Raw genomic sequence first — 19,615 nt, forward strand, 5'->3', positions numbered from 1 at the left:
GGAGCCTAACCGTTATCTTTCAGTGCGTTTTAGTAAGCACATGGTCGATAGTCCTGCCTTGCGGTGGGACGGTCCCGGTCTGACCCGTTGATGCGGTGCCGGGTTCACGCTTCACGGCCACCTGCCCGCGGACGCGGGTCTTCTGGTCGGCTCCACGTGCTGCCACCGGGCCACTCCCGGCGGTGTCGAACTGAGCCGCGAGGGCAGCCAGGTTGAGTGAGGCGTTGTGGTCGCGGTCGATGACCAGGCCACACGCCTGACAGGTGTAGGTGCGTTCGGACAGGGACAGCTTGGTTTTCACCGTGCCGCAGCCCGAGCAAGTTTTCGAGGACGGATACCAGCGGTCGGCAACGAGCAGCCGGCCACCGTTCCAAGCAGTCTTGTAGGCCAGTTGCCGGCGGATCTCCGCGAACCCGGCGTCGGCGATGTGCCGGGCCAGTTTCCGGTTGGCGAGCATGCCGGTGACGTTGAGGTCTTCGATCACGACCGTGCCGTGCGTGGCCTCGAGCCGGGTGGTGAGCTTGTGCAGACCGTCGCGGCGCAGGTTCGCCACTCGGGCGTGCGCGCGGCTGAGCCGGGCTGTGGCGCGCTCCCAGCGCTTCGAGGCGCGTCGGCCGGTACGCCGATCTGGGCTGGTCTTACGTGACAGCGCCCGGCCAAGCGAGCGCATCCGCTGCTGCGCGGTCACCAGGTGACGCGGGTTGTCGATCAGCTCGCCGGTGGACAGCACCGCGAGGTGCTTGATCCCGACGTCGACACCCACCGTGCTGCCAGGCCGGGCCCAGACGCGTTCGGCGCGTTCGATTTCGACGGTGAACGACACATGCCAGCGTCCGCCGTCACGCCGCACCATCGCGGACATGATCCGGGCCGTACCGTTGTCCAGGCGGCGGGCCAGCTTGCGGGCCGACTCGTGCAGCTTCAACCGGCCCAGCCGGGGAAGCACGACGTGCATCCGGTCGGGCTCGACCCGGACAGCGCCGGTCGTGAACCGCACCGACGGTGTGGTGCGGCGGCGGGACTTGAACCGCGGGAAGCCGACCGGCCTGCCCGCGCGTTTTCCGGCACGGGATTCGGTCCAGTTCTTCAGCCCGCGGGCGAGCGCATCGAGGCCGGTGTTGAACGCCTCCTTGGAAACCTCCGGCCACCACGGCGCCACCTCGGGCTTCGCGGCGTTCCATGCCTTACGCAGCCCGGCCAGCGACCAGGACAGCGACGGCGTCAACTGTTCGTCCGGCACACCGTAGGAACGCTCGGCCGCCCGCTGGTCCATCAATGCCTTGACCTTCGCGAGTGCCCAGTTGTGCGCGACCCGGGCCGCCCCCGCGTGCGCGAGCACGTCGCGTTCCTGGCCGGCACTGAGGTCGAGGGCGAACCGGTACGCCTGGATCGTCTTCACGCCGGATCCTCGATGGCGGCTTCGACCGCGCGGCGGGCACGGTCCGCGGCAGCGCGACGGCCGTACAGCCGGGCACACAGACTGGTGAGGATCTCGGTCACGTCGCGGACCAGGTCGTCATCGACCGCGGCCGGGTCGACCACCAGCAGGCGGCGGCCCTGCGCGGTCAGCACCGCTTCGACGTACTCGGCGCCGAAGCGGGCGAACCGGTCCCGGTGCTCGACCACGATCGTCGACACGGCCGGGTCACGCAGCAGGGCGAGGAACTTCTTCCGGTGCCCGCTCAACGCGGAACCGACTTCGGTGACCACCCGGTCAACGCCGAGCTTCTGACTGGTGGCCCACACGGTCACCCGGGCGACCTGCCGTTGCAGATCCGGCTTCTGATCGGCCGACGACACCGGGCATACACCACGGTCTGCCGGGCTACGGCCGACGTTCCGGTAACCGGCTCGCCGACCATGATGAGGCGGCCGATCCGGTAGGTGGGAACAGGCAGCGTCCCGGCCGCGTACTGCCGCCGAGCGGTGATGTACGCGACGCCGGTCGACGCCGCCCATTCCTTGAGGTTCAAGCGAGCATCATAGCTGCCTTAAAAGCGCCAAAGATGCACGAAGCGCCAACAGCGAGCCGCCCTTAAGCCCTCCGGTGGCGGGCGAAGAGGAAGCCGCCGAAGGCCAGCAGGGCCAGGACGATGACGCCGAGAATGACGAAGGTTCCCGTGTTGCTGTCGTCCGACTTGCCGGCGGCCAGGTCGGTGGTGGGGGCCGGCGCCGGGGCGCTGCTGGCCGGCGGGGCCACGGCGACCAGGGACTCGTCGGCGGCGGGGGTGGGCTCGGTGGTCGGCGCGGCCGTGGCGGTGGGGTCGGCGACGGTGAACTTGTAGGAACCCTGGACCGTGTGGCCGTCCAGCGAGACCACCCGGTACGCCACTGTGTAGGCGCCGTTGGTCAGCGGGTCGAAGTTGATCGTGGCGGTGGCCCCGTCGACCTTGGGCTGCGAGATTTCGATCTTGGCGGCGCTGCTCAGCGTGACCGTGGTGTATTCGGCGTTGAGCTTCTGCAGGAACTTGAGCTTGACGCTCGTCGGGGCCTTCTTGACCGTGGACCCCTTGGCCGGGGTGGCCTCGGCCAGCGCGTTGTGGGCGAGCGCCGGCGCGCCGGGCAGCAGCACCGCCAGCATCGCGGCCAGGGCGACGAGCAGGCGGGTCACGGGCTTGGTCATGGGTCACAGGTCCTTAGGTCCGGGACAGGGGAGTGGTTGGTCGCTCCCCGGAGCAGAAAAGTTCCCGGCCGAGCTTAGGGGAATCTCACCGATTCGCCTGGGGTGTGCGCGTCCATAGTCTGCGTGCGTGCCCTTCCTCGACGACCTCCCGGCCGGCCTGGCCCTGGCTGTAGTGGCTGTGCTCGTGGCGACCGAGGGGGCCGTGCTCGCCGGTCTGGTGCTGCCGTCGGCCACCGCCCTGGTCGCGCTGGGCTTGCTCGCCAACGAGGGGGTGGTGGGCATCGTCCCGGCCGCGCTGGTCGCGGTGGGGGCGGCGCTGCTCGGCGGCACGGGGGGATATTTCGCCGGGCGGCGCCGCGGGCCGCGGTCGAGGTGGGTCAAGGAGCGGCACTGGCGGCGGGCCGAGCGGATCTTCGAGCGCTACGGCGGGCGGTCCGTCTTCTTCGGACAGTGGGTGGCCGGGGCCCGTACGCTCGTGCCCCGGCTGGCCGGGATGAACGGGGTGCCGTACCGGAGGTTCGCCGCCTTTCACAGCCCGGCCGCGGTCGGCTGGTCCCTGTGGCTGGTGCTCGGCAGCTACCTGGCCGGCGCCTCCTACGACGTGCTGGCCGCCCGCGCGGGCCGGGCCGGTGGCGCCCTGGCCGTCCTGACTGCCCTGCTCGTGGTGCTCGTGCTGGCCGGCCGCTGGTTGGGCGGCCACCCGATGCGGGTGCCGGAGGTGCCTGTTCTGGCCGACAGCCGTGCCGCCCGGGTGCTGACCAGCCTGACCGCGCTGGTGCTGTTCGCCCTGCTGCTGGTGTTCGTCATGCCGCTGATCGTCAAGCTGAGCGGTCTGTCCGCGGCCGACGACGCGGTCACGGAGTGGGCGCGCAGCCAGTGGACGTCCGACGGCTACCGGTTCGCGCTCGAGCTGGCCGGCTCGGTCAGCCCCGAGATGCTGCTCGGGGTGGCCGCCGTGGTCGTGCTGGCCCGGGCCTGGTGGCGGCGCTCGGGACTGCTCGACGGCCTGGCCCCGCTGCTGCCCCTGGTCGTTCTGACGCTGGTCCTGGCCATCATCGACCCGCCGTCCTGGCAGGGTCCGCCCGAGGTGTTGTTCCCGTCCGCCGCCGAATACGGCGGGCCCATGCCGCTGGTCCTGTCGGGTGCGGGCGAGGCCGTGAGCGACGCCGGCCCGTCCTTGGCGGCCCTCGCGGCGGGTCAGACCGCGCAGCTGGCCGCGGTCGTCGGACTGGTGGCCTGGCTGTTGTCGAGACGCCTGACCTGGCCGCGGCGGGTCACGGTGGGCACCCTGGCCGCCGCGGCCCTGGTGCTCTGCGCCGGCTCGTGGGTCTATCTGGGCTGGAGCAGCCTCAGCGAGACGATCGCCGCGGTGCTGCTGGGAGCCGCCTGGGCGGTGCTCAACGGGGCGATCTGGGCGTCCCGGACCTCCCGGCCCGCCGATGTCCTAGTGTGACGGGCTATGAGCGTCGATGGTCTGCGCCGCCGGGCGCATGTCACCGTCGACGGCCTCCAGCGGCTGCTCGGCGGCTTCGGCACGGCGGCCCTCGCCCTGGGCACGGTCTTCTGGCTGGTCATCGTGGCCCTGTTGTGCCCGGTCGGCCTCGGTCTGCTGCTGATCCCGTACGCCCGCCGGGCCGTCCGCTCGGTCGCCGACCGTGAACGATCCCGGCTGTCGCGCTGGGGTCCCGAGATCCTGGGCCCGGTGTCCGAGAAGTTCAGCCGGCGGGAACTGATCTGGCTCGTCGAGCACGCCACAGCCGGGTTCTTTCTCAGCGCGTTCGGCCTGATCGTCCCGGTCTCGTCGGTGCAGACCGTCACCTATCCGCTGTGGTGGTCGCTGGCCTCGCCCGAGTCGGCGCCCGGCCTGGTCTTCTGGCGGGTCCACGACCAGCTCGGGGCGCTCCTGGTGGGTCTGTACGGCCTCGGCTGGGTCGTGTTCGGCCTGGCCACGGCGCCTCTGCTGGCCCGGGCGCAGGCCTGGCCAGGACGCCGCCTGCTGGCCCCGCCGCCCGGCACCGACCTGTCGTTGCGGGTGGCCGAGCTGACCGCCACCCGGGCCGCGGCCCTCGACGCGCACGCGGCCGAGCTGCGCCGCATCGAACGCTCGCTGCACGACGGCGCGCAGAACCGCCTGGTCGCGGTCAGCATGCTGCTCGGCGCGGCCCGCCGGGCGGTGGCGCGCGACCCGGCGTCGGCCGGCCAGATGCTCGACCGGGCCCAGGACGCGGCCGAACAGGCCCTGGCCGAGCTGCGTACGGTCGTGCGTGGCATCCTCCCGCCGGTGCTCGACGGCCGGGGGCTCGACGGCGCGCTGGCCGGTCTGGCCGGTGACTCGGGCGTGCCGTGCCGCCTCGACGTCCGGCTGCCCCGCCGGTGCGCGGCGTCGGTCGAGGCGACGGCCTATTTCGTGGTGGCCGAGGCGCTCACGAACATCAACAAGCACAGCGGGGCGACCGCCGCCTCGGTCACGGCCCGCCTGCACGGCGAACGGCTCGAAGTGACGATCGAGGACAACGGCAGCGGTGGCGCCGACGAGCACGGCGGGTCCGGGATCACCGGGATCCGGCGCCGCGTCGAGGCGTACGACGGAAGCCTCACCCTGACCAGCCCGGCCGGTGGGCCGACGACGATGCGAGTGGAGCTGCCGTGCGGATCGTGATCGCCGAGGACGATGCGCTGCTGCGCGAGGGCCTGGCGCTCCTGCTGCGGGCGGAGGGGATCGACGTGGTCGCCACGGCCGACGGCCCGGCCCCTTTCCTGGCCGCGGTCGAGGCCCACAAACCGGACGTGGCCATCGTCGACGTGCGGATGCCGCCCACGCACACGGACGAGGGCATCGTCGCCGCCGTCGAGGCGCGCCGGCGGTTGCCCGGGCTGGCCGTGCTCGTGCTCTCGGCGTACGTGGAACAGGCTTTTGCCACTGATCTGCTGGCCGGTGGCGCGGCGGGGCTCGGCTATCTGCTCAAGGAGCGGGTGGGCCGGGTCGAGGAGTTCCTGGAGGCGCTGCACCGGGTGGCCGAGGGCGGCACGGCCGTCGACCCCGAGGTGGTCGGGCTGCTGCTCTCGCGCAACCGCTCGGACAACGGCCTGGAACGGCTGAGCCCCCGCGAGCGCGACGTGCTCGCGCTGATGGCCGAGGGCCTGGGCAACGTGGCGATCGCCGAGCGGCTGGTGGTCACCGAGGGCGCCGTGCACAAGCACATCCGCAGCATCTTCGCCAAGCTCGACCTCGCGCCGAGCGATCGCGCCGACCGGCGCGTGACCGCCGTGCTGCGTTACCTGGAGGTATAGCCTGCTGTACCGCGAAGAGGCCAGCTGTCTTCATCGATCTTGACCACTGCGATAAATAGCGTTCTTGGTGTCAGCGAAACGCACACCGAGAGGCGCAGTGATGGACGACATGGTCGCGGTCCGGGTCGAAGGACTCACCCGCACGTACGCCACCGACGGGCAACAGGTCGTGGCCCTGGCCGGGGTGGACGCGGCGTTCGCCCGCGGCACGTTCACCGCCGTCATGGGCCCGTCCGGCTCGGGCAAGAGCACGCTGCTGCAGACCGCCGCCGGTCTCGACCGCCCCTCCTCGGGCCAGGTCTGGGTCGGCGGCACCGAGCTGTCGAAGCTGTCCGAGACCAAGCTGACCGAGCTGCGGCGGGACCGCATCGGCTTCGTCTTCCAGGCGTTCAACCTGATCGGCGCGCTCACCGTCGAGGAGAACATCCTGCTGCCCGCCAAGCTGGCCGGTGAGAAGCCGGACCGGCAGTGGGTGGCGAGCGTGGTCGAGCGGGTCGGCCTGACCCAGCGGCTGTCGCACCGCCCGGCCCAGCTCTCCGGCGGTCAGCAGCAGCGCGTCGCCATCGCCCGCGCCCTCGCCGTACGCCCCGACGTGGTCTTCGCCGACGAGCCGACCGGCGCGCTCGACACCGGGACCGCGGCCGAGGTGCTGACCCTGATGCGCTCGATGGTCGACGAGTTCGGCCAGACCGTGGTGATGGTGACGCACGACCCGGTGGCCGCGTCGTACGCCGACCGCGTGCTCGTGCTGGCCGACGGCCGGATCGTCCGTGACCTGCCGCAGCTGGGCGCCGAAAAGATCGCCGAACTGCTCGCGACCCGGTGAGAGGAGCGAATCCCATGTTCAACCTGGCCATGCGCCTGCTCCGGCAGCGCCCCGGCACGTCCATCGCCACCCTGTTCGCCCTGGCCGGCGGCGTGATGATCCTGATGACCCTGTCCGTGTTCATCGAGTCGGGTCTGCGTTATCAGCCCGAACCCCAGCGGTACGCGGCGGCCGACGTCGTGGTCGCGCACCGCCACATCGAGGTCACGACCAAGGAGTTCGACGGCGAGGTCACCACCTCGAAGGTGCCGCTGCCCGAGGGCAAGGTGCCGCCCGAGCTCGCCGACCGGATCCGGGCCGTCCCGGGGGTGACCGACGTCCAGGCCGACCCGCAGGCCATCGCGGTCAAGGTCGCCTCCCCGGACGCCATCCGGCAGATCGATGGCCTGGCCAAGGAGGCCGGAGTCGAGGCGTACGCCGGGAAGGACCGCGGCTGGGCCGAGTCGTCCACCTCAATCGAGGCCCGCTCCCTGCTGCTCGAGGCGGGCAGCGCGTTCGGCGGGTACGTGGTGCTGCTGATCGTCTTCGTCGTGGCCGGCACCGTCGGCCTGTCCGTCCGGCACCGCCGCCGCGACCTGGCCCTGCTCCGCGCCGTCGCCGCCACCCCGCGGCAGGTACGCACCCTGGTCGTCGCCGAGGCGGCCGTGGTCGGCCTGGCCTCGGCCGCGATCGGCATCCCGGCCGGGCTCTGGTCGACCGCCTGGGTCCACGACGAACTGGTCGCCCGCGGCTTCCTTCCGGACAGCTTCCCGATCGTCAACCCCGCGATCGCCGCTGCCTTCGCCACCCTCACCACCTTGCTGATCGCCCTGGGCGCGGCCCGGATCGCGGCCCGCCGGGTGGCCCGCATCCGCCCGGCCGAGGCGCTGGGCGAGATCGCCGTCGAGCCCCCTCGCGGCGGCCGCATCCGGCTCGCCTCCGGCCTGTTCACGCTGGCCGCCGCGGTGGCGTCGACGTTCTTCGCCGCCGGAACCTCGGGCACGGCCGCGATGGCCGCCGCGGTCGGCATGCTCTACCTGTTCGTGATGGCGGTCGCGCTGCTCGCGCCCTGGATCAACGAGTACGCCGCCCGGCTGCTCGCGCCGGTCCTGCGTACGGTGTGGGGGGTCTCGGGCGACCTGGCCGTGGCCAACCTGCGGGCCAACGCGCGGGGCATGGCCGCCGTGCTGAGCGCGCTCGTGCTGTCGGTCGGCTTCGGCGGCTCGGTGTGGTTCCTGCAGGACAACCTGGAACGCCAGACGGTCACCCAGAGCCGCGACGGCATGCTGGCCGACCGGGCCCTGGTCACGCCGGAGGGCCTGCCCGCGTCGACGGCCGACCGCGTGCGCCGCACCGCGGGCGTCCAGGCGGCGACCGGGGTGCAGCACACCTCGGTGGTGGTCCGCGTCTTCGACGGCGCCGAGCCGGTGGTGGCCCGGGCGGTCGAACCGGCCCAGCTCGCGTCCACCATGGACCTGAAGGTGCGCGAGGGCAGCCTCGACCGGCTCACCGGCGACACGATCGCGGTCTCGGCCCTGCAGGCGTCGTCCTCGGGCTGGAAGGTCGGCGACCAGGCCGAGATGTGGCTGGCCGACGGCACCCCGGTCAAGCGCGAGGTGATCGCCGTCTACGACCGCGGGATGGGCTTCGGCGACGTGGTGCTGCCGTACCGGTCGGGGCCGTACGACGAGATCCTGGTGCGCACCGACGGCCGCGCCGACCAGCAGCTGGCATCGTTCGGGCAGGTGCGGACGTCCGCCGAACTGACCGGGCAGCTGAGCCGTGACCTGGCCGTCAGCGCCTGGCTCAACAAGCTGCTGATCACCGTGATGGTGGCGTACGCGGCGCTCGCGTCCGGCAACACGATGGTGATGGCGGCCCTGGCCCGCGGCCGCGAGCTGGCGGTGCTGCGGCTGGCCGGCGTGACCCGGCGTCAGGTGCGGCGCATGGTCAACGCCGAGCAGGTGGGGCTGCTCGGGGCGGCGCTCACGGTGGGCGTGGTGATCGCCGGGATGACGCTGGTGGCCGTGGTGCGGGCGCTGACCGGCTCGCTGGTGCCCTACGTGCCGCCGATGGGCTGGGCGATCGTGCTGGGCGGCGCGACCGTGCTGGCCCTGGTCACGACGATCCTGCCGGTGAGCCGGCTGCTGCGGGTTCCGCCCGTGGAAGCAGCGGGCACCAAGGAATAGCGGGGAGGATGGCGGGATGGACACCCTTCCTGCCGCGCTCCCCGCCTGGCTCCTCGCCGAGATCGAGACCGTGCCGGCGTACGAGGCCTTCGCCGGGGTCGACGAACTGCACGCCGGACTGCGGCGGGTCGCGGAACGTCACCCCGGCGTCGCCTCGTTGCGCCGGTGCGGCAGTTCCCGGCAGGGCAATCCCCTCTGGTCCCTGACGATCTCCGACGACGGCGCCGACCTTCCCGAAGCCCTCGCCTTCGGCCTGCCGCACCCCAACGAGCCGATCGGCGGTCTCACCGCCCTGCACCTGGCGGAACGCCTCTGCGCCGACCGTGAGCTGCGCGAACGCCTCGGTCACCGGTGGCGCGTGGTGGACTGCGTCGACCCGGACGGGCTGCGGCTCAACGAGGGCTGGCTGCGCGGCCCGTTCACCCGCAGCCACTACGCCCGGCATTTCTATCGGCCGGCCGGCCGCGACCAGGTCGAGTGGACGTTCCCGATCAACCACGGGGACGCCTACTTCGACGAGCCGATCCCGGAGACGCAGGCGCTGATGCGGCTGATCGACGCGCATCGGCCGGCCCTGGTCGCGTCGCTGCACAACAGCGAGCTGGGCGGCGCCTACTACTGGCTGAGCCGCTCCGAGCCGGCCCTGCACCCGGTCCTGCAGCGGATCCCCGAGCATCTGGGCATCCCGCTCGATCGCGGCGAACCCGAGGCGCCCGACCTCGAGATGCTCGACGACGCGATCTACGAGGCCACGCCGCTGGCGACGGTCTACGAGCGCACGATGGCCCGCCGCCAGCCGTGGATCTTCGAGGGCGGCAGCACCACCTGGTACGCCGAGCGGTGGGGCGCGCTGGTGCTGGTCAGCGAGCTGCCGTACTGGCTGGACCCGCGCGCGGGAGACACCGCACCGGCCGGGGTGGCGTACGCGGAGGCTCTGGCCGGCAACGCCGTCGCGCTGGCCGATCTGGGCGAGCTCCTCACCCGTACGCTGGCCGCGGTCGAGCTTTTCCTGATCGCGCCCACCTCGCCGTACTGGCGGGCGGCCCGCTTCTACGCCACGGTCGTGGAGGGCGCCGCGCAAGAGCGGCTCGCGCGCAGCAAGGACCCGGTGTCGCAGCGTCCGGCCACTGTGGCCGAAGCCAACTCGCTCGAGCTGAACGTGCACGAGTGGCGGCTGCGCTACGGCGGAATCCTGCTCCGGGCCCTGCGGGGCGAGGCCGCGGTGGGCAATGTGCGCGCGGCCGTCCGCTCCGCACTGGCCGAGGTGGAACAGCGCTACGCCGAATGGCTGGACGAGGACGCCCGGGTGGCCGAGTTGGAGCCGATCGAGATCCGGCGTCTCGTCGGCGTGCAGTACGCGGCCACCATCGCCGCCGCGGCTCAATTAGCGGGACGTTTGCAATTGTGACCTTCATGGCTCTCACTTGCGGATATGGTTCTGGCCGTTAGGTTAGGCTCACCTTTGAAGACTTATGGAGCCTTGATGCGACTTCCGTTTTCCCGGGCCGGCCGGCTTGTCCCGGTCGCCATTCTGAGCGCCGTGGTGGCCCTTTCCGGCTGCTCGACGACCGGCACGGAGGACGACGCCGCACCCGATGCGGGCACGTCGGCCGCCGCGGCCTTCCCGGTCACGATCACCACCGCCTTCGGCGACGTCACGGTCAGTAAGCAGCCCGAGCGCGTCGTCGCTCTGGGTTGGAGCGACGCCGACGTCGCGCTGTCGCTCGGCGTGCAGCCCGTGGGCGCGGCCGACTGGCTGGCCTTCGGCGGCGACGGCCAGGGCCCGTGGAACGCCGGCAAATACACGACCCCGCCCGAGATCCTCGGCACCCTCGAGCTCGACATGGAGAAGGTGGCGGCCCTCAAGCCCGACCTGATCCTCGACACCCGCTCGAGCGGCGACAAGGCCCGGCACGATTCGCTGGCTAAGCTCGGCGTCCCCGTGGTCGACGTCCCCAAGGGCGGCGAGATGTATCTGACCACCTGGGAGCAGCAGCTCGACATGATCGGCAAGGCGCTCGGCAAGCAGACCGAGGCGGCCAAGCTCAAGACCGACCTGGACGCCAAGTTCACCGCGGCCGCCGCGGCCAACCCGGGCTTCAAGGACAAGACCGTCGCCGCGATCGCCCGCACCGGCGACGGCTGGGGCGCCTACGTCACCGGTGACGGCCGGGTCGACTTCCTCACCAAGCTCGGCTTCAAGAACGCGCCGGCGATCGAGGCCCTCAAGAAGGACTCCTTCTACATCACGCTCTCCAACGAGCAGCTCGACCTGGCCGACGCCGACGTCACCGTCGTGTTCCTCATCCAGGCCACGCTCGACCAGGTCAAGGGCGACAAGCTGTTCCAGGCCGTGCCGTCGGTCAAGGCCGGTCACGTCGCCTACATGGACGACAAGGACATCTCGAACGCGTTCTCGAGCTCGTCCGTCGCCGGCCTGTCCTTCGCCGTGGACAAGGTCACCCCGCTGCTGGCCACCGCCGCCGGCTGACGTCCGGTGCCGGACCCCCGTCACCGCAGGGCCGTCGTGCTCACCACCGGGCTGGTGGTGATCGCGGCGGCCCTCGCCGGAGCCGTGCTGCTCAGCCTGGCCGTCGGCGCCCGCGACGTACCCTTCGCGACGGTCCTTCACGCGCTCGTGAACCCCGACCCGAACTCCACCGAAGACCTCATCATCACCCAGAGCCGCGTTCCCCGTACGATCGTCGGCCTGCTCGCCGGGGCCGCGTTCGGCCTGGCCGGCGCGGTGATCCAGGGCGTCACCCGCAACCCGCTGGCCGACCCGGGGATCCTCGGCGTCAACGCGGGCGCGGGCCTGTTCATCGTCATCGCGATCAGCTTCTTCGGCGTCACCGACCTGACCGGGTACGTCTGGTTCGGCTTCCTCGGCGCGGCGATCACCTCGATCCTCGTCTACACGATCGGGTCCATCGGCCGGGGCGGCGCGACCCCGGTCAAGCTGGCCCTGGCCGGCGCCGCGGTCACGGCCGCGCTGATCTCGTTCACCACGGCCGTGCTCATCACCGACGTGGACGCGTACGACCAGTTCCGTTTCTGGCAGGTCGGCTCGCTGGCCAACCGGGGCACCGACATCGCCGTGCAGAGCCTGCCGTTCCTGATCGCCGGGATGCTGCTCGCCCTCTACTCGGCGCGTGCCCTCAACGCCCTCGCTCTCGGCGACGACGTGGCCACCTCGTTCGGCCAGAACGTCATCGTGGCCCGGCTTATCGCGGCCGGCGCCGTGGTGCTGCTCTGCGGCACAGCCACCTCGATGGCCGGCCCGCTGGTTTTCATCGGCCTGGTCATCCCGCACATCGCCCGGGCCGTCACCGGCCCCGACCACCGCTGGCTGATGCCCTACTCGATGCTGCTGGCCCCGCTGCTGCTGCTGATCGCCGACGTGATCGGCCGGGTCGTGGCCCGCCCGGGCGAGGTGCAGGTCGGCATCGTGACCGCGATCATCGGCGCGCCCATCTTCGTGGCCCTGGCCCGTCGCGAAAGGCTGGCCGAGCTGTGAGCGCCGGGGTGGTCCGGACGACCCGCCGACGCGAGACGGCCCGGGCCCGCCGGGTCGCCGTCGTGCTGTTCGCCGCGGTGGTCGCCATGTTCGCGCTCTCACTGTCCTACGGCGACTTCCAGATCTCCCTGCCCGACGTGGTGCGCTCGCTGCTCGGCCGGCCCACCCCCGCCGGGGTCGACTACATCATGCGCGAGCTGCGGCTCCCCCGGGCCTCGGTCGCCACGCTGGCCGGGTTCGCCTTCGGGCTGGCCGGCGCGATCTTCCAACAGTTGCTGCGCAACCCGCTGGCCAGCCCCGACGTGATCGGCGTGAGCCAGGGCGCGACCACCGCCGCGGTGGTGACCGTGCTCGTGCTGGGCATCGACGGCGGCCTCGTCGCCGCGGCCGGTCTGGCCGGTGCGGTGGTCACGGCCCTGACCATCTATGCCCTCTCGTGGCGCAAGGGCGTCGGCGGCTACCGCTTCATCCTGGTCGGCATCGGCATCGGCACGGTGCTGACCAGCATCACCTCGTACATCCTGACCCGCTCGGACGTGAAGGTCGCGGCCGAGGCGATGATCTGGCTGACCGGCAGCGTCAACGGCCGCACCTGGGCTCAGATCGTCCCGCTCGCCGTCTCGATGCTGATCCTGGTGCCGGCCGCCCTGATCCTGGGCCGGGTGCTCACCGGCATGCAGCTCGGCGACGACCTGGCCAAAGCCTTCGGCGTACGCGTCCAGTCGAGCCGCTTCGCCCTGCTGATCGTCGCCGTGTGCCTGGCCGGCATGGCGACCTCGGCGGCCGGCCCGATCGCGTTCGTGGCCTTCATGTCCGGGCCGATCGCCGCCCGCATGGTCGGCGGCGGACGACCCGTCCTGCTCCAGGCCGCCCTCGTCGGCGCTCTTTTGGTGCTGGTCTCCGACTTCATCGGCTCACACCTGCTCGGCGCCCGCCAGTTCCCGGTCGGCGTCGTCACCGGCGTCATCGGCGCCCCCTACCTGCTGTGGCTGCTCGCCACGGCCAACCGCTCCGGCCGAGGAGGATGACCGTGCCCCTGGACCTGAAGGCCGACCGGCTGTCGCTGGGATACGGCGAGCGGACCGTCGTCCGCGACCTGGACATGCACCTGCCCACCGGCAAGGTCACCATCATCGTCGGACCCAACGCCTGCGGGAAGTCGACGTTCCTGCGGGGGCTGGCCCGCCTGCTGCCGGCCTCGTCCGGGCAGGTGCTGCTGGACGGCAAGTCGATCCACTCGACACCCAGCCGCGAGGTCGCGCTGCAGCTCGGCATCCTGCCGCAGGGGCCGATCGCGCCGGACGGCATCACGGTCACCGACCTGGTCAGCCGGGGCCGGCACGTGCACCAGGGCTGGTTCCGGCGGTGGAGCGGCGACGACGATGACGCCGTGACCGCGGCCCTGACCGCGACCGGCACGCTTGGGCTGGCGGCGCGGCCGGTCGACGAGCTCTCCGGTGGGCAGCGGCAGCGCGTGTGGATCGCGATGGCGCTGGCCCAGCGCACGGGGATCCTGCTGCTCGACGAGCCGACCACCTATCTAGACATCAGCCACCAGGTCGAGGTGCTGGACCTGCTGACCGACCTCAACGAGGCCGAGGGCACGACCGTCGTGATCGTCCTGCACGAGCTCAACCTGGCCTTCCGCTACGCCGATCACCTGGTCGTGATGAAGGACGGCGCGGTAGTGACGGCGGGGGACCCGAACGAGGTGCTCACCGAGGAGATCATCGGCGACGTCTTCGGCATGCGGTGCCGGCTCGTCAACGACCCGATCTCGAACACCCCGATGATCGTCCCGATCGGCCGGCACCGAGTCGGCTGAGCTGCCCGTTTCGCTTCCGGAAGCGTTCCGTCCGGATCAGGGTCTAGCGTGCCCGTATGGCTGAGTTCCACGGCGACGATCTGACCGGTTCGGTGTTCCGCGACGTCAACTTCTCCAAGTCGACGATGCGCGGCGTCGACATGTGGGACGTCACTATCGACGGCGACCTCCACAACCTGGTGATCAACGGCGTCGACGTGGTGCCGCTGATCGAGGCCGAACTCGACCGGCGCGACCCGGACCGGCCGAAGATGCGCCCGACCGGCCCGGAAGGCTTCTGCGAGGCGTGGGACATCGTCGAGCGGCTCTGGGCCGGCACCGTCGAGCGGGCCCGCAAGCTGCCGCCCGCGCTGCTGCACGAATCCGTGGACGGCGAGTGGTCGTTCATCGAGACGCTGCGGCATCTCGCCTTCGCCACCGAGTCGTGGGTGTCCCGGGCCATCCTCGGCGACCCGTCCCCGTGGCACCGGCTGAGCCTGCCGTGGGACGGCATGCCCGACACGCCCGGTGTGCCGCGCGACCGAGAGACCCGGCCGTCCCTCGACGAGGCGCTCGCCCTGCGACTCGACCGCATGACGACAGTGCGCCGTGTCATCAACGGGCTGACCGCCGAGTCGCTGGCCGCCGACACCGTGCCGGTCGAGGGCCCGGGCTGGCCGTTGCCGAGGGCCTATCCCGTACGCAAATGCCTGTTGACGGTCCTGAACGAGGAATGGCACCACCGCCTCTACGCCGAGCGCGACCTGGACGCCCTCGAAAAGCGCCCAGCGTAGTCACCCTTTGCGCGCCCGGTCGTCTCTCAGCGTCAGGCCGGGTTCACTGTTGCGCCGGCCGGGCTCTCGTCCGCGTTCTGGGCGGCTCGGTCGGTGTGGCCGAGCGAGCGTCCGGGCGCGATACGGTCGCGCACCAGTCGCTTCAACTCGGGCAGTTCCGGGAACCCGCCCTGCTGCTTGCGGGACCACAACAACTCGTCGTCGAGCCGGATCTCGAACACACCCCCGGTGCCCGGCACGAGCGCCACCTCACCGAGCTCCTTCTGGAACGTGGTGAGCAGTTCCTGCGCCGTCCAACCGGCCCGCAGCAACCACCGGCACTGAGTGCAGTATTCGATCTCCAACCGAGGCGTCCTCACAACTGATCAGTATCCGCCCCCGCCGGTTGTGTTCCGTCCCGGTGCCACGCCGGGTCCGTCGTGTGCCGCGGATACACCTCGCTCGCATGATCAGCGGGGCAGAACTCAGGCCGGTTCCAGCACCGGCTCCTCGTCCTTGATCGTGGGCTCGGCCGGCTTGACCGAGCGAAGCGCCCACAGCGCGATCGGGACGCCCACCGCGACCAGGGCCGCGGCCACCACCAGCGAGACCTGGTAGCCCTCGAGGTATCGGTGCAGCTCGGAGCCGGACGCCGCGTTCGAGCGGTTGGTCAGGATCGCGCCCAGGATCGTGATGCCGAGCAGGCCGAAGACCTCGCGCGAGACGTTGAGCATGCCCGACGCGATCCCGGCCCGGTTGGCCGGCAACGCACCGAGAACCACATTGTTGAGCGGGACGAGCATGCCGCCGCCCACGCCGTAGACCAGGAACCAGGGCAGCAGGTCGAGATAGGTCGTGCCCTCCCCGAACGAGGAGATGCCCACGACCGAGAGGGCCATGAGAGCGAGCGCCGTCGCCACTGTGCGCCCCGCGCCGAAACGAGCCTCGAGCCGTGGCGCGACCGTGGCCATCACGGCCATGACCAGCGCCATCGGAACGAACGCGGCCCCCGCCTCGGTGGGCGAGAAGCCAAGCACGTTCTGCATGTAGATCGCCGTGTAGAAGTAGATGCCGAAGACGCCGAAGGCCCACAGGCCCATCGCGAGCAGCCCGCCGGTGAAGACCCGCAGACGGAAGAAGCTGAGGTCCATCATCGGGTTGGCCGAGCGGGACTCGATGACCACGAAGGCGATCGCGCCGGCCGCGGCGACGGCGAAACCGGCCAGGATGCTGCCGCTGGTCCAGCCGCGCGACTCGCCCTCGATCAGCGCGAAGGTGAGGGCGAACAGGGCCAGCGACGAGGCGACCAGGCCGGGCAGATCGAGGCCGCGGCTCGTGCCCCGCCGGCTCGCCGGGATGCTCAGGGCACCGACGATCACGGTCGCCACGCCGATCGGCGCGTTGATCAGGAAGATCCAGCCCCAGGACGCGTGCTCGCTGAGCCACCCGCCGGTCAACGGACCGAAGGCCAGCGCCAGCGCGCCGACACCGCCCCAGATGCCGACCGCCGTGGCCCGTTCGCGCGCATCGGGGAACAACTGCGTCAGCAGTGCCAGCGAGGCCGGGGTGAGCAGGGCCGCGCCCACGCCCTGAACGGCCCGGGCGCCGATCAGCATCTCCGGATTCTGCGCCAGACCGGCGACCACCGAGGCCACCGTGAAGACGGCGAGGCCGCCGAAGAACACCCCGCGCATGCCGAGCACGTCGGCGATGCGGCCACCGGCCAGCAGCAGGCCCGCGAAGACCAGGATGTACGAGCTGGCGATCCACTCGAGGCCCTCGATGCTCAGCTGCAGGTCGCGCTGGATCGACGGCAGCGCCACGTTGACCACGTTGTTGTCGAGGTAGGTCATGAAGGTGCCCAGCGCCACCGCCACGAGCGCCCACCACCTGCGGTTTGTCTCCGTTGTTGTCGCCACTCGGGCCTCCTGTACAGCGTCCTTGTACGGCGTACATGTACCGCGTATATGAGACCTGTACGTTGTATGGTTGTCAAGTGGCAGCCGAACGACTCAGCAAGGCGACCGTCGCCGAGACGGCCCTGCGCCTCGGTGACGAGCAGGGCCTGGAAGCGGTGACCATCCGCCGGCTCGCGCAGGAGCTCGGCGTCACCCCGATGGCGCTCTACTGGCATTTCAAGAACAAGGACGAGCTGTTCCTGGGCGTGGTCGACCACGCGCTGGCCGAGGTCCGCGCCGATCGCAGCGCGTCCGACCCGTGGCCGGTCCAGCTGCGCGCCATGATCGAGTCACTCGTCGGCGCCATGCGTCGGCATCCGATCCTGCCCGACCTGCTGCACCAGTCCGACAAGGCCCGGGCGACCAGCTTCAGCCGCGCCACGGAGGACGCGCTCGTCCTGCTCACCCAGGCCGGCTTCACTCCCCGCGAGGGCTACTGGGTCGGCAGCTATCTGCTGCACGGCGTAATCGGTCTGGTGCACGGCCAGTTCGAGACGCCCCCGGTCGGCGGCGGCTGGGAGGTCAACGAGTGGCGCCGCCGTCGCCGGATCGAGCTCGAATGCCTGCCGATCGACCAATTCCCGATGATGGTGCGGCTCGGCGCCACATATGCCGAGGAGCCCGATCCGGAAACCTATTACGCGTTCGGGATCGAGCTCCTGATGGCGGGCGTCGAGTCGATGGCCCGGGCCCGGTCGGCGGCTAGTTCGTAAAGGTGAAGTACTGGTAATTGCCGTAGGTCGTGGCGTTCAGCGTGTCGCCCGACTTGGCGTACAGGTAAATCGCCCGGAGCCGGTATTTCACGCCGGCGGTGTGCGTGCCGGTCAGCTCGTTGTAGAGATTGCCGTACTGGTTGAGCTGGAAATACCCGGCCTGCCAGACCTTCCACTGCTGGCCGTTGAAGTATTCGAGTTGCAGATAGACGCTGCGCCCGGAAACCGCGGGGCTCTTCGTGGTGATGTAGGGATTCACCGTCGTGCGCAGGTGGTGGTAGGACACTCCGCCGATCGGGGCGACCTTGTAGGCCCGGGCGACCGAGGTGGTCACGCTCGTCTTGGCCGAAACGGTCGTCTTGACCGTGCGCGCGGCGGTGAAAAGGTCACCCCGGAAGATCGCCGAGAACGTCGTGTTGCGGGTGACCTTGAAGGTTGCCGTGACGACGCCCTGGCTGTTCGCGGTGGCCTTTTTCACCAGCCGGTCCGTCTGGTCGGCGCCGAACGGGTCGGCCCAGATCTCGACGGCGCGGCTCGAGTGGGTGGCGCCGAGCTTGGCAGTCAAAGTCACAGTGCCCCCGTACGCGAGAACACCGCTGCCGCTGCGGGCCAGCGCGAGCGTCGTGGCCTTGGTCGTGCCCACGCCGAATGACTTGGTGACGGTCGCCGACGAATGGCTGCCGTTGGCCGCGAACGCAACCGTGTACGTCACCGTGCCGGTGCGGGTGGGCTTGTCGGAGATCGTGAACTTGCCGTCCGCCGGGACGGTCGTCGGCGAGACCTGTCGGCTCCCGGCCGCGTCCTTGCGGGTGATCACCACGGGCAGGCCGGCCGGAATCGGCGCCGCGAAGGCTCCCGTGATCGTGGCCGTCCGGCCCAGCTCGATCTTGGTGGGCACGGTGAGCTCGACCTTGGTGGCCAGCACGGCCGGATCGCCGAAGATCTGCAGGTCGAACTGGCCCGCCTGGCCGGACACGCCGAACAGGCGCGGACCGGCGGGCTCCCAGGCCAGACCACCCGCCTGCAGAGCGCCCGCGGTCTTGATCGTGAACTGCTTGTTCGAGGTCGCCGACCCGGACGCGAACACGGACACGGTCTTGTTCGTGCCGACCGCCACGCTTCCGGTCGACCCCACGGCGACCGCGTTGTTGTCGGCGGCCGCGGTGTAGTTCTGCAGCGTGCTCAGGTCGGCCGGCTTCAGGGCGCGAGCCAGGCCCTGACCTCCGGCCGCCAGCAGACGGCTGCCGTCCGCGCTGAACGCGAGGGCCTTCGCCTGGCCGGTGCCCGCCTGCGCGGTGACGACGACCGGCGTCGCGGTTGCCACATTCGCGACGGCGACGACACCCGGGACGGCCGACGGATCGGCGGCGGCGATCAGGTTGCCCGCTCCGATCAGCACCGGGGTCGAGGTGAATCCGGTGGTGACGACGTCGGGGACCAGGTCGGGTTCCTCGCCGCTCCGATCGAGGCGGCCGATTCCGCCGTCCGCCTCGCCGAACCAGACGTGGCCGCCGGCCGCGGCCAGCGTGACCGGCTTCGTGTTACCGGACGCCGGGAAGGTCTGGAGGCGCGTTCCGTTGTCCTTGAAGGCGATGATCGCCTTCTCGTCGGGGACGGCGGCGTAGACATCGCCCTCCTCGGCGTCGAGCGCGAGACCGGCGATGCTCGGCAGCTTGTCGGTCGTCTTCTGCACCACACCGGCGTAGTCGGTGACGATCAGCTTGCCGCCGGCCGGGTCGGTAATGAAGATCCGTTGGCTCTTGGGGTTGACCACGATGTCGCCGAACGAGCTGATCGGCAGGGAGACCGCCAGATCGGCGGCGTGGGCCGGCCCGGACACGCTCAGGGCGAACGCGGTCGATCCCGCGACGAGGGCGGACGACAGCGCTGCGCGAACGATCCGATTCGACACGACGGGCATCGTAAGGGCGCTGACCATACG

17 protein-coding genes and 1 pseudogene are annotated in these 19,615 nt (G+C 71.0%); 12 read left to right on the forward strand and 6 right to left on the reverse strand.

Going from position 1 to position 19,615, the window contains the following annotated elements:
• Positions 1–19: 19 nt before the first annotated feature.
• The 3 genes and pseudogenes from tnpB to ACZ3I4_RS02210 form a co-directional block, all read right to left on the reverse strand.
• Entirely contained in the window at positions 20–1,399 is a 1,380-nt protein-coding gene (gene tnpB, locus ACZ3I4_RS02200) for an IS607 family element RNA-guided endonuclease TnpB (protein WP_465380012.1), read from the reverse strand.
• Positions 1,396–1,973 (reverse strand): annotated as a pseudogene (locus ACZ3I4_RS02205) (IS607 family transposase). Before ACZ3I4_RS02205 ends, tnpB begins: the two are co-directional and overlap by 4 nt.
• A 62-nt stretch (positions 1,974–2,035) precedes the next feature.
• On the reverse strand, positions 2,036–2,623 hold the full coding sequence (locus ACZ3I4_RS02210; protein WP_465380013.1) for a copper resistance CopC family protein: 588 nt from the start codon (positions 2,621–2,623) through the stop codon (positions 2,036–2,038).
• Between the two features lie 127 nt (positions 2,624–2,750).
• Here ACZ3I4_RS02210 and ACZ3I4_RS02215 point away from each other — a divergent pair, with 127 nt between their 5' ends.
• From ACZ3I4_RS02215 to ACZ3I4_RS02265, 11 genes are all read left to right on the forward strand, one after another.
• Positions 2,751–4,076, forward strand: coding sequence for a DedA family protein (locus tag ACZ3I4_RS02215; protein ID WP_465380014.1), 1,326 nt, complete (start codon positions 2,751–2,753; stop codon positions 4,074–4,076).
• 6 nt (positions 4,077–4,082) lie between these two features.
• The gene (locus tag ACZ3I4_RS02220; protein WP_465380015.1) at positions 4,083–5,282 is read left to right on the forward strand and encodes a sensor histidine kinase; all 1,200 of its coding nucleotides are present in this window, start codon (positions 4,083–4,085) and stop codon (positions 5,280–5,282) included.
• On the forward strand, positions 5,270–5,914 hold the full coding sequence (locus ACZ3I4_RS02225) for a response regulator transcription factor (RefSeq protein ID WP_465380016.1): 645 nt from the start codon (positions 5,270–5,272) through the stop codon (positions 5,912–5,914). Before ACZ3I4_RS02220 ends, ACZ3I4_RS02225 begins: the two co-directional genes overlap by 13 nt.
• Before the next feature lie 109 nt (positions 5,915–6,023).
• A complete protein-coding gene (locus ACZ3I4_RS02230; RefSeq protein ID WP_465380443.1) occupies positions 6,024–6,740 on the forward strand; it encodes an ABC transporter ATP-binding protein in 717 nt (238 codons plus the stop codon).
• 14 nt (positions 6,741–6,754) lie between these two features.
• The gene (locus ACZ3I4_RS02235) at positions 6,755–8,908 is read left to right on the forward strand and encodes an FtsX-like permease family protein (protein WP_465380017.1); all 2,154 of its coding nucleotides are present in this window, start codon (positions 6,755–6,757) and stop codon (positions 8,906–8,908) included.
• Positions 8,909–8,924: 16 nt separating this feature from the next.
• Complete coding sequence (locus tag ACZ3I4_RS02240; RefSeq protein ID WP_465380018.1) at positions 8,925–10,316, forward strand: M14 family zinc carboxypeptidase; 1,392 nt, start codon at positions 8,925–8,927, stop codon at positions 10,314–10,316.
• A gap of 75 nt (positions 10,317–10,391) precedes the next feature.
• Positions 10,392–11,399 (forward strand): iron-siderophore ABC transporter substrate-binding protein, encoded by a 1,008-nt coding sequence (locus ACZ3I4_RS02245; RefSeq protein WP_465380019.1) that lies wholly within the window; start codon positions 10,392–10,394, stop codon positions 11,397–11,399.
• A 6-nt stretch (positions 11,400–11,405) separates the two neighbouring features.
• A complete protein-coding gene (locus ACZ3I4_RS02250; RefSeq protein WP_465380020.1) occupies positions 11,406–12,425 on the forward strand; it encodes a FecCD family ABC transporter permease in 1,020 nt (339 codons plus the stop codon).
• Entirely contained in the window at positions 12,422–13,453 is a 1,032-nt protein-coding gene (locus ACZ3I4_RS02255) for a FecCD family ABC transporter permease (protein WP_465380021.1), read from the forward strand. The genes ACZ3I4_RS02250 and ACZ3I4_RS02255 overlap by 4 nt, the downstream gene beginning before the upstream one ends.
• Positions 13,450–14,250 carry an ABC transporter ATP-binding protein gene (locus tag ACZ3I4_RS02260; protein WP_465380022.1) on the forward strand — a complete coding sequence of 267 codons (801 nt, stop codon included), beginning with the start codon at positions 13,450–13,452 and terminating at the stop codon, positions 14,248–14,250. Before ACZ3I4_RS02255 ends, ACZ3I4_RS02260 begins: the two co-directional genes overlap by 4 nt.
• 56 nt (positions 14,251–14,306) lie before the next feature.
• Complete coding sequence (locus tag ACZ3I4_RS02265; protein WP_465380023.1) at positions 14,307–15,023, forward strand: DinB family protein; 717 nt, start codon at positions 14,307–14,309, stop codon at positions 15,021–15,023.
• Between the two features lie 32 nt (positions 15,024–15,055).
• On the opposite strand, the gene ACZ3I4_RS02270 is transcribed toward ACZ3I4_RS02265, so the two are convergent.
• Together ACZ3I4_RS02270 and ACZ3I4_RS02275 are read right to left on the reverse strand one after the other, a co-directional pair.
• Positions 15,056–15,367, reverse strand: a complete 312-nt coding sequence (locus tag ACZ3I4_RS02270; protein ID WP_465380024.1) for an Rdx family protein — start codon at positions 15,365–15,367, stop codon at positions 15,056–15,058.
• 120 nt (positions 15,368–15,487) lie between these two features.
• Positions 15,488–16,921 carry an MFS transporter gene (locus ACZ3I4_RS02275; protein ID WP_465380025.1) on the reverse strand — a complete coding sequence of 478 codons (1,434 nt, stop codon included), beginning with the start codon at positions 16,919–16,921 and terminating at the stop codon, positions 15,488–15,490.
• A gap of 77 nt (positions 16,922–16,998) precedes the next feature.
• On the opposite strand from ACZ3I4_RS02275, the gene ACZ3I4_RS02280 reads away from it, so the two are divergent.
• On the forward strand, positions 16,999–17,673 hold the full coding sequence (locus ACZ3I4_RS02280; RefSeq protein WP_465380026.1) for a TetR family transcriptional regulator: 675 nt from the start codon (positions 16,999–17,001) through the stop codon (positions 17,671–17,673).
• On the opposite strand, the gene ACZ3I4_RS02285 is transcribed toward ACZ3I4_RS02280, so the two are convergent.
• Entirely contained in the window at positions 17,663–19,585 is a 1,923-nt protein-coding gene (locus tag ACZ3I4_RS02285) for a hypothetical protein (protein WP_465380027.1), read from the reverse strand. The two genes, ACZ3I4_RS02280 and ACZ3I4_RS02285, sit on opposite strands and share 11 nt — an antisense overlap.
• Positions 19,586–19,615: the final 30 nt, after the last annotated feature.

It is taken from the genome of Actinoplanes sp. NPDC021490, assembly GCF_055562135.1.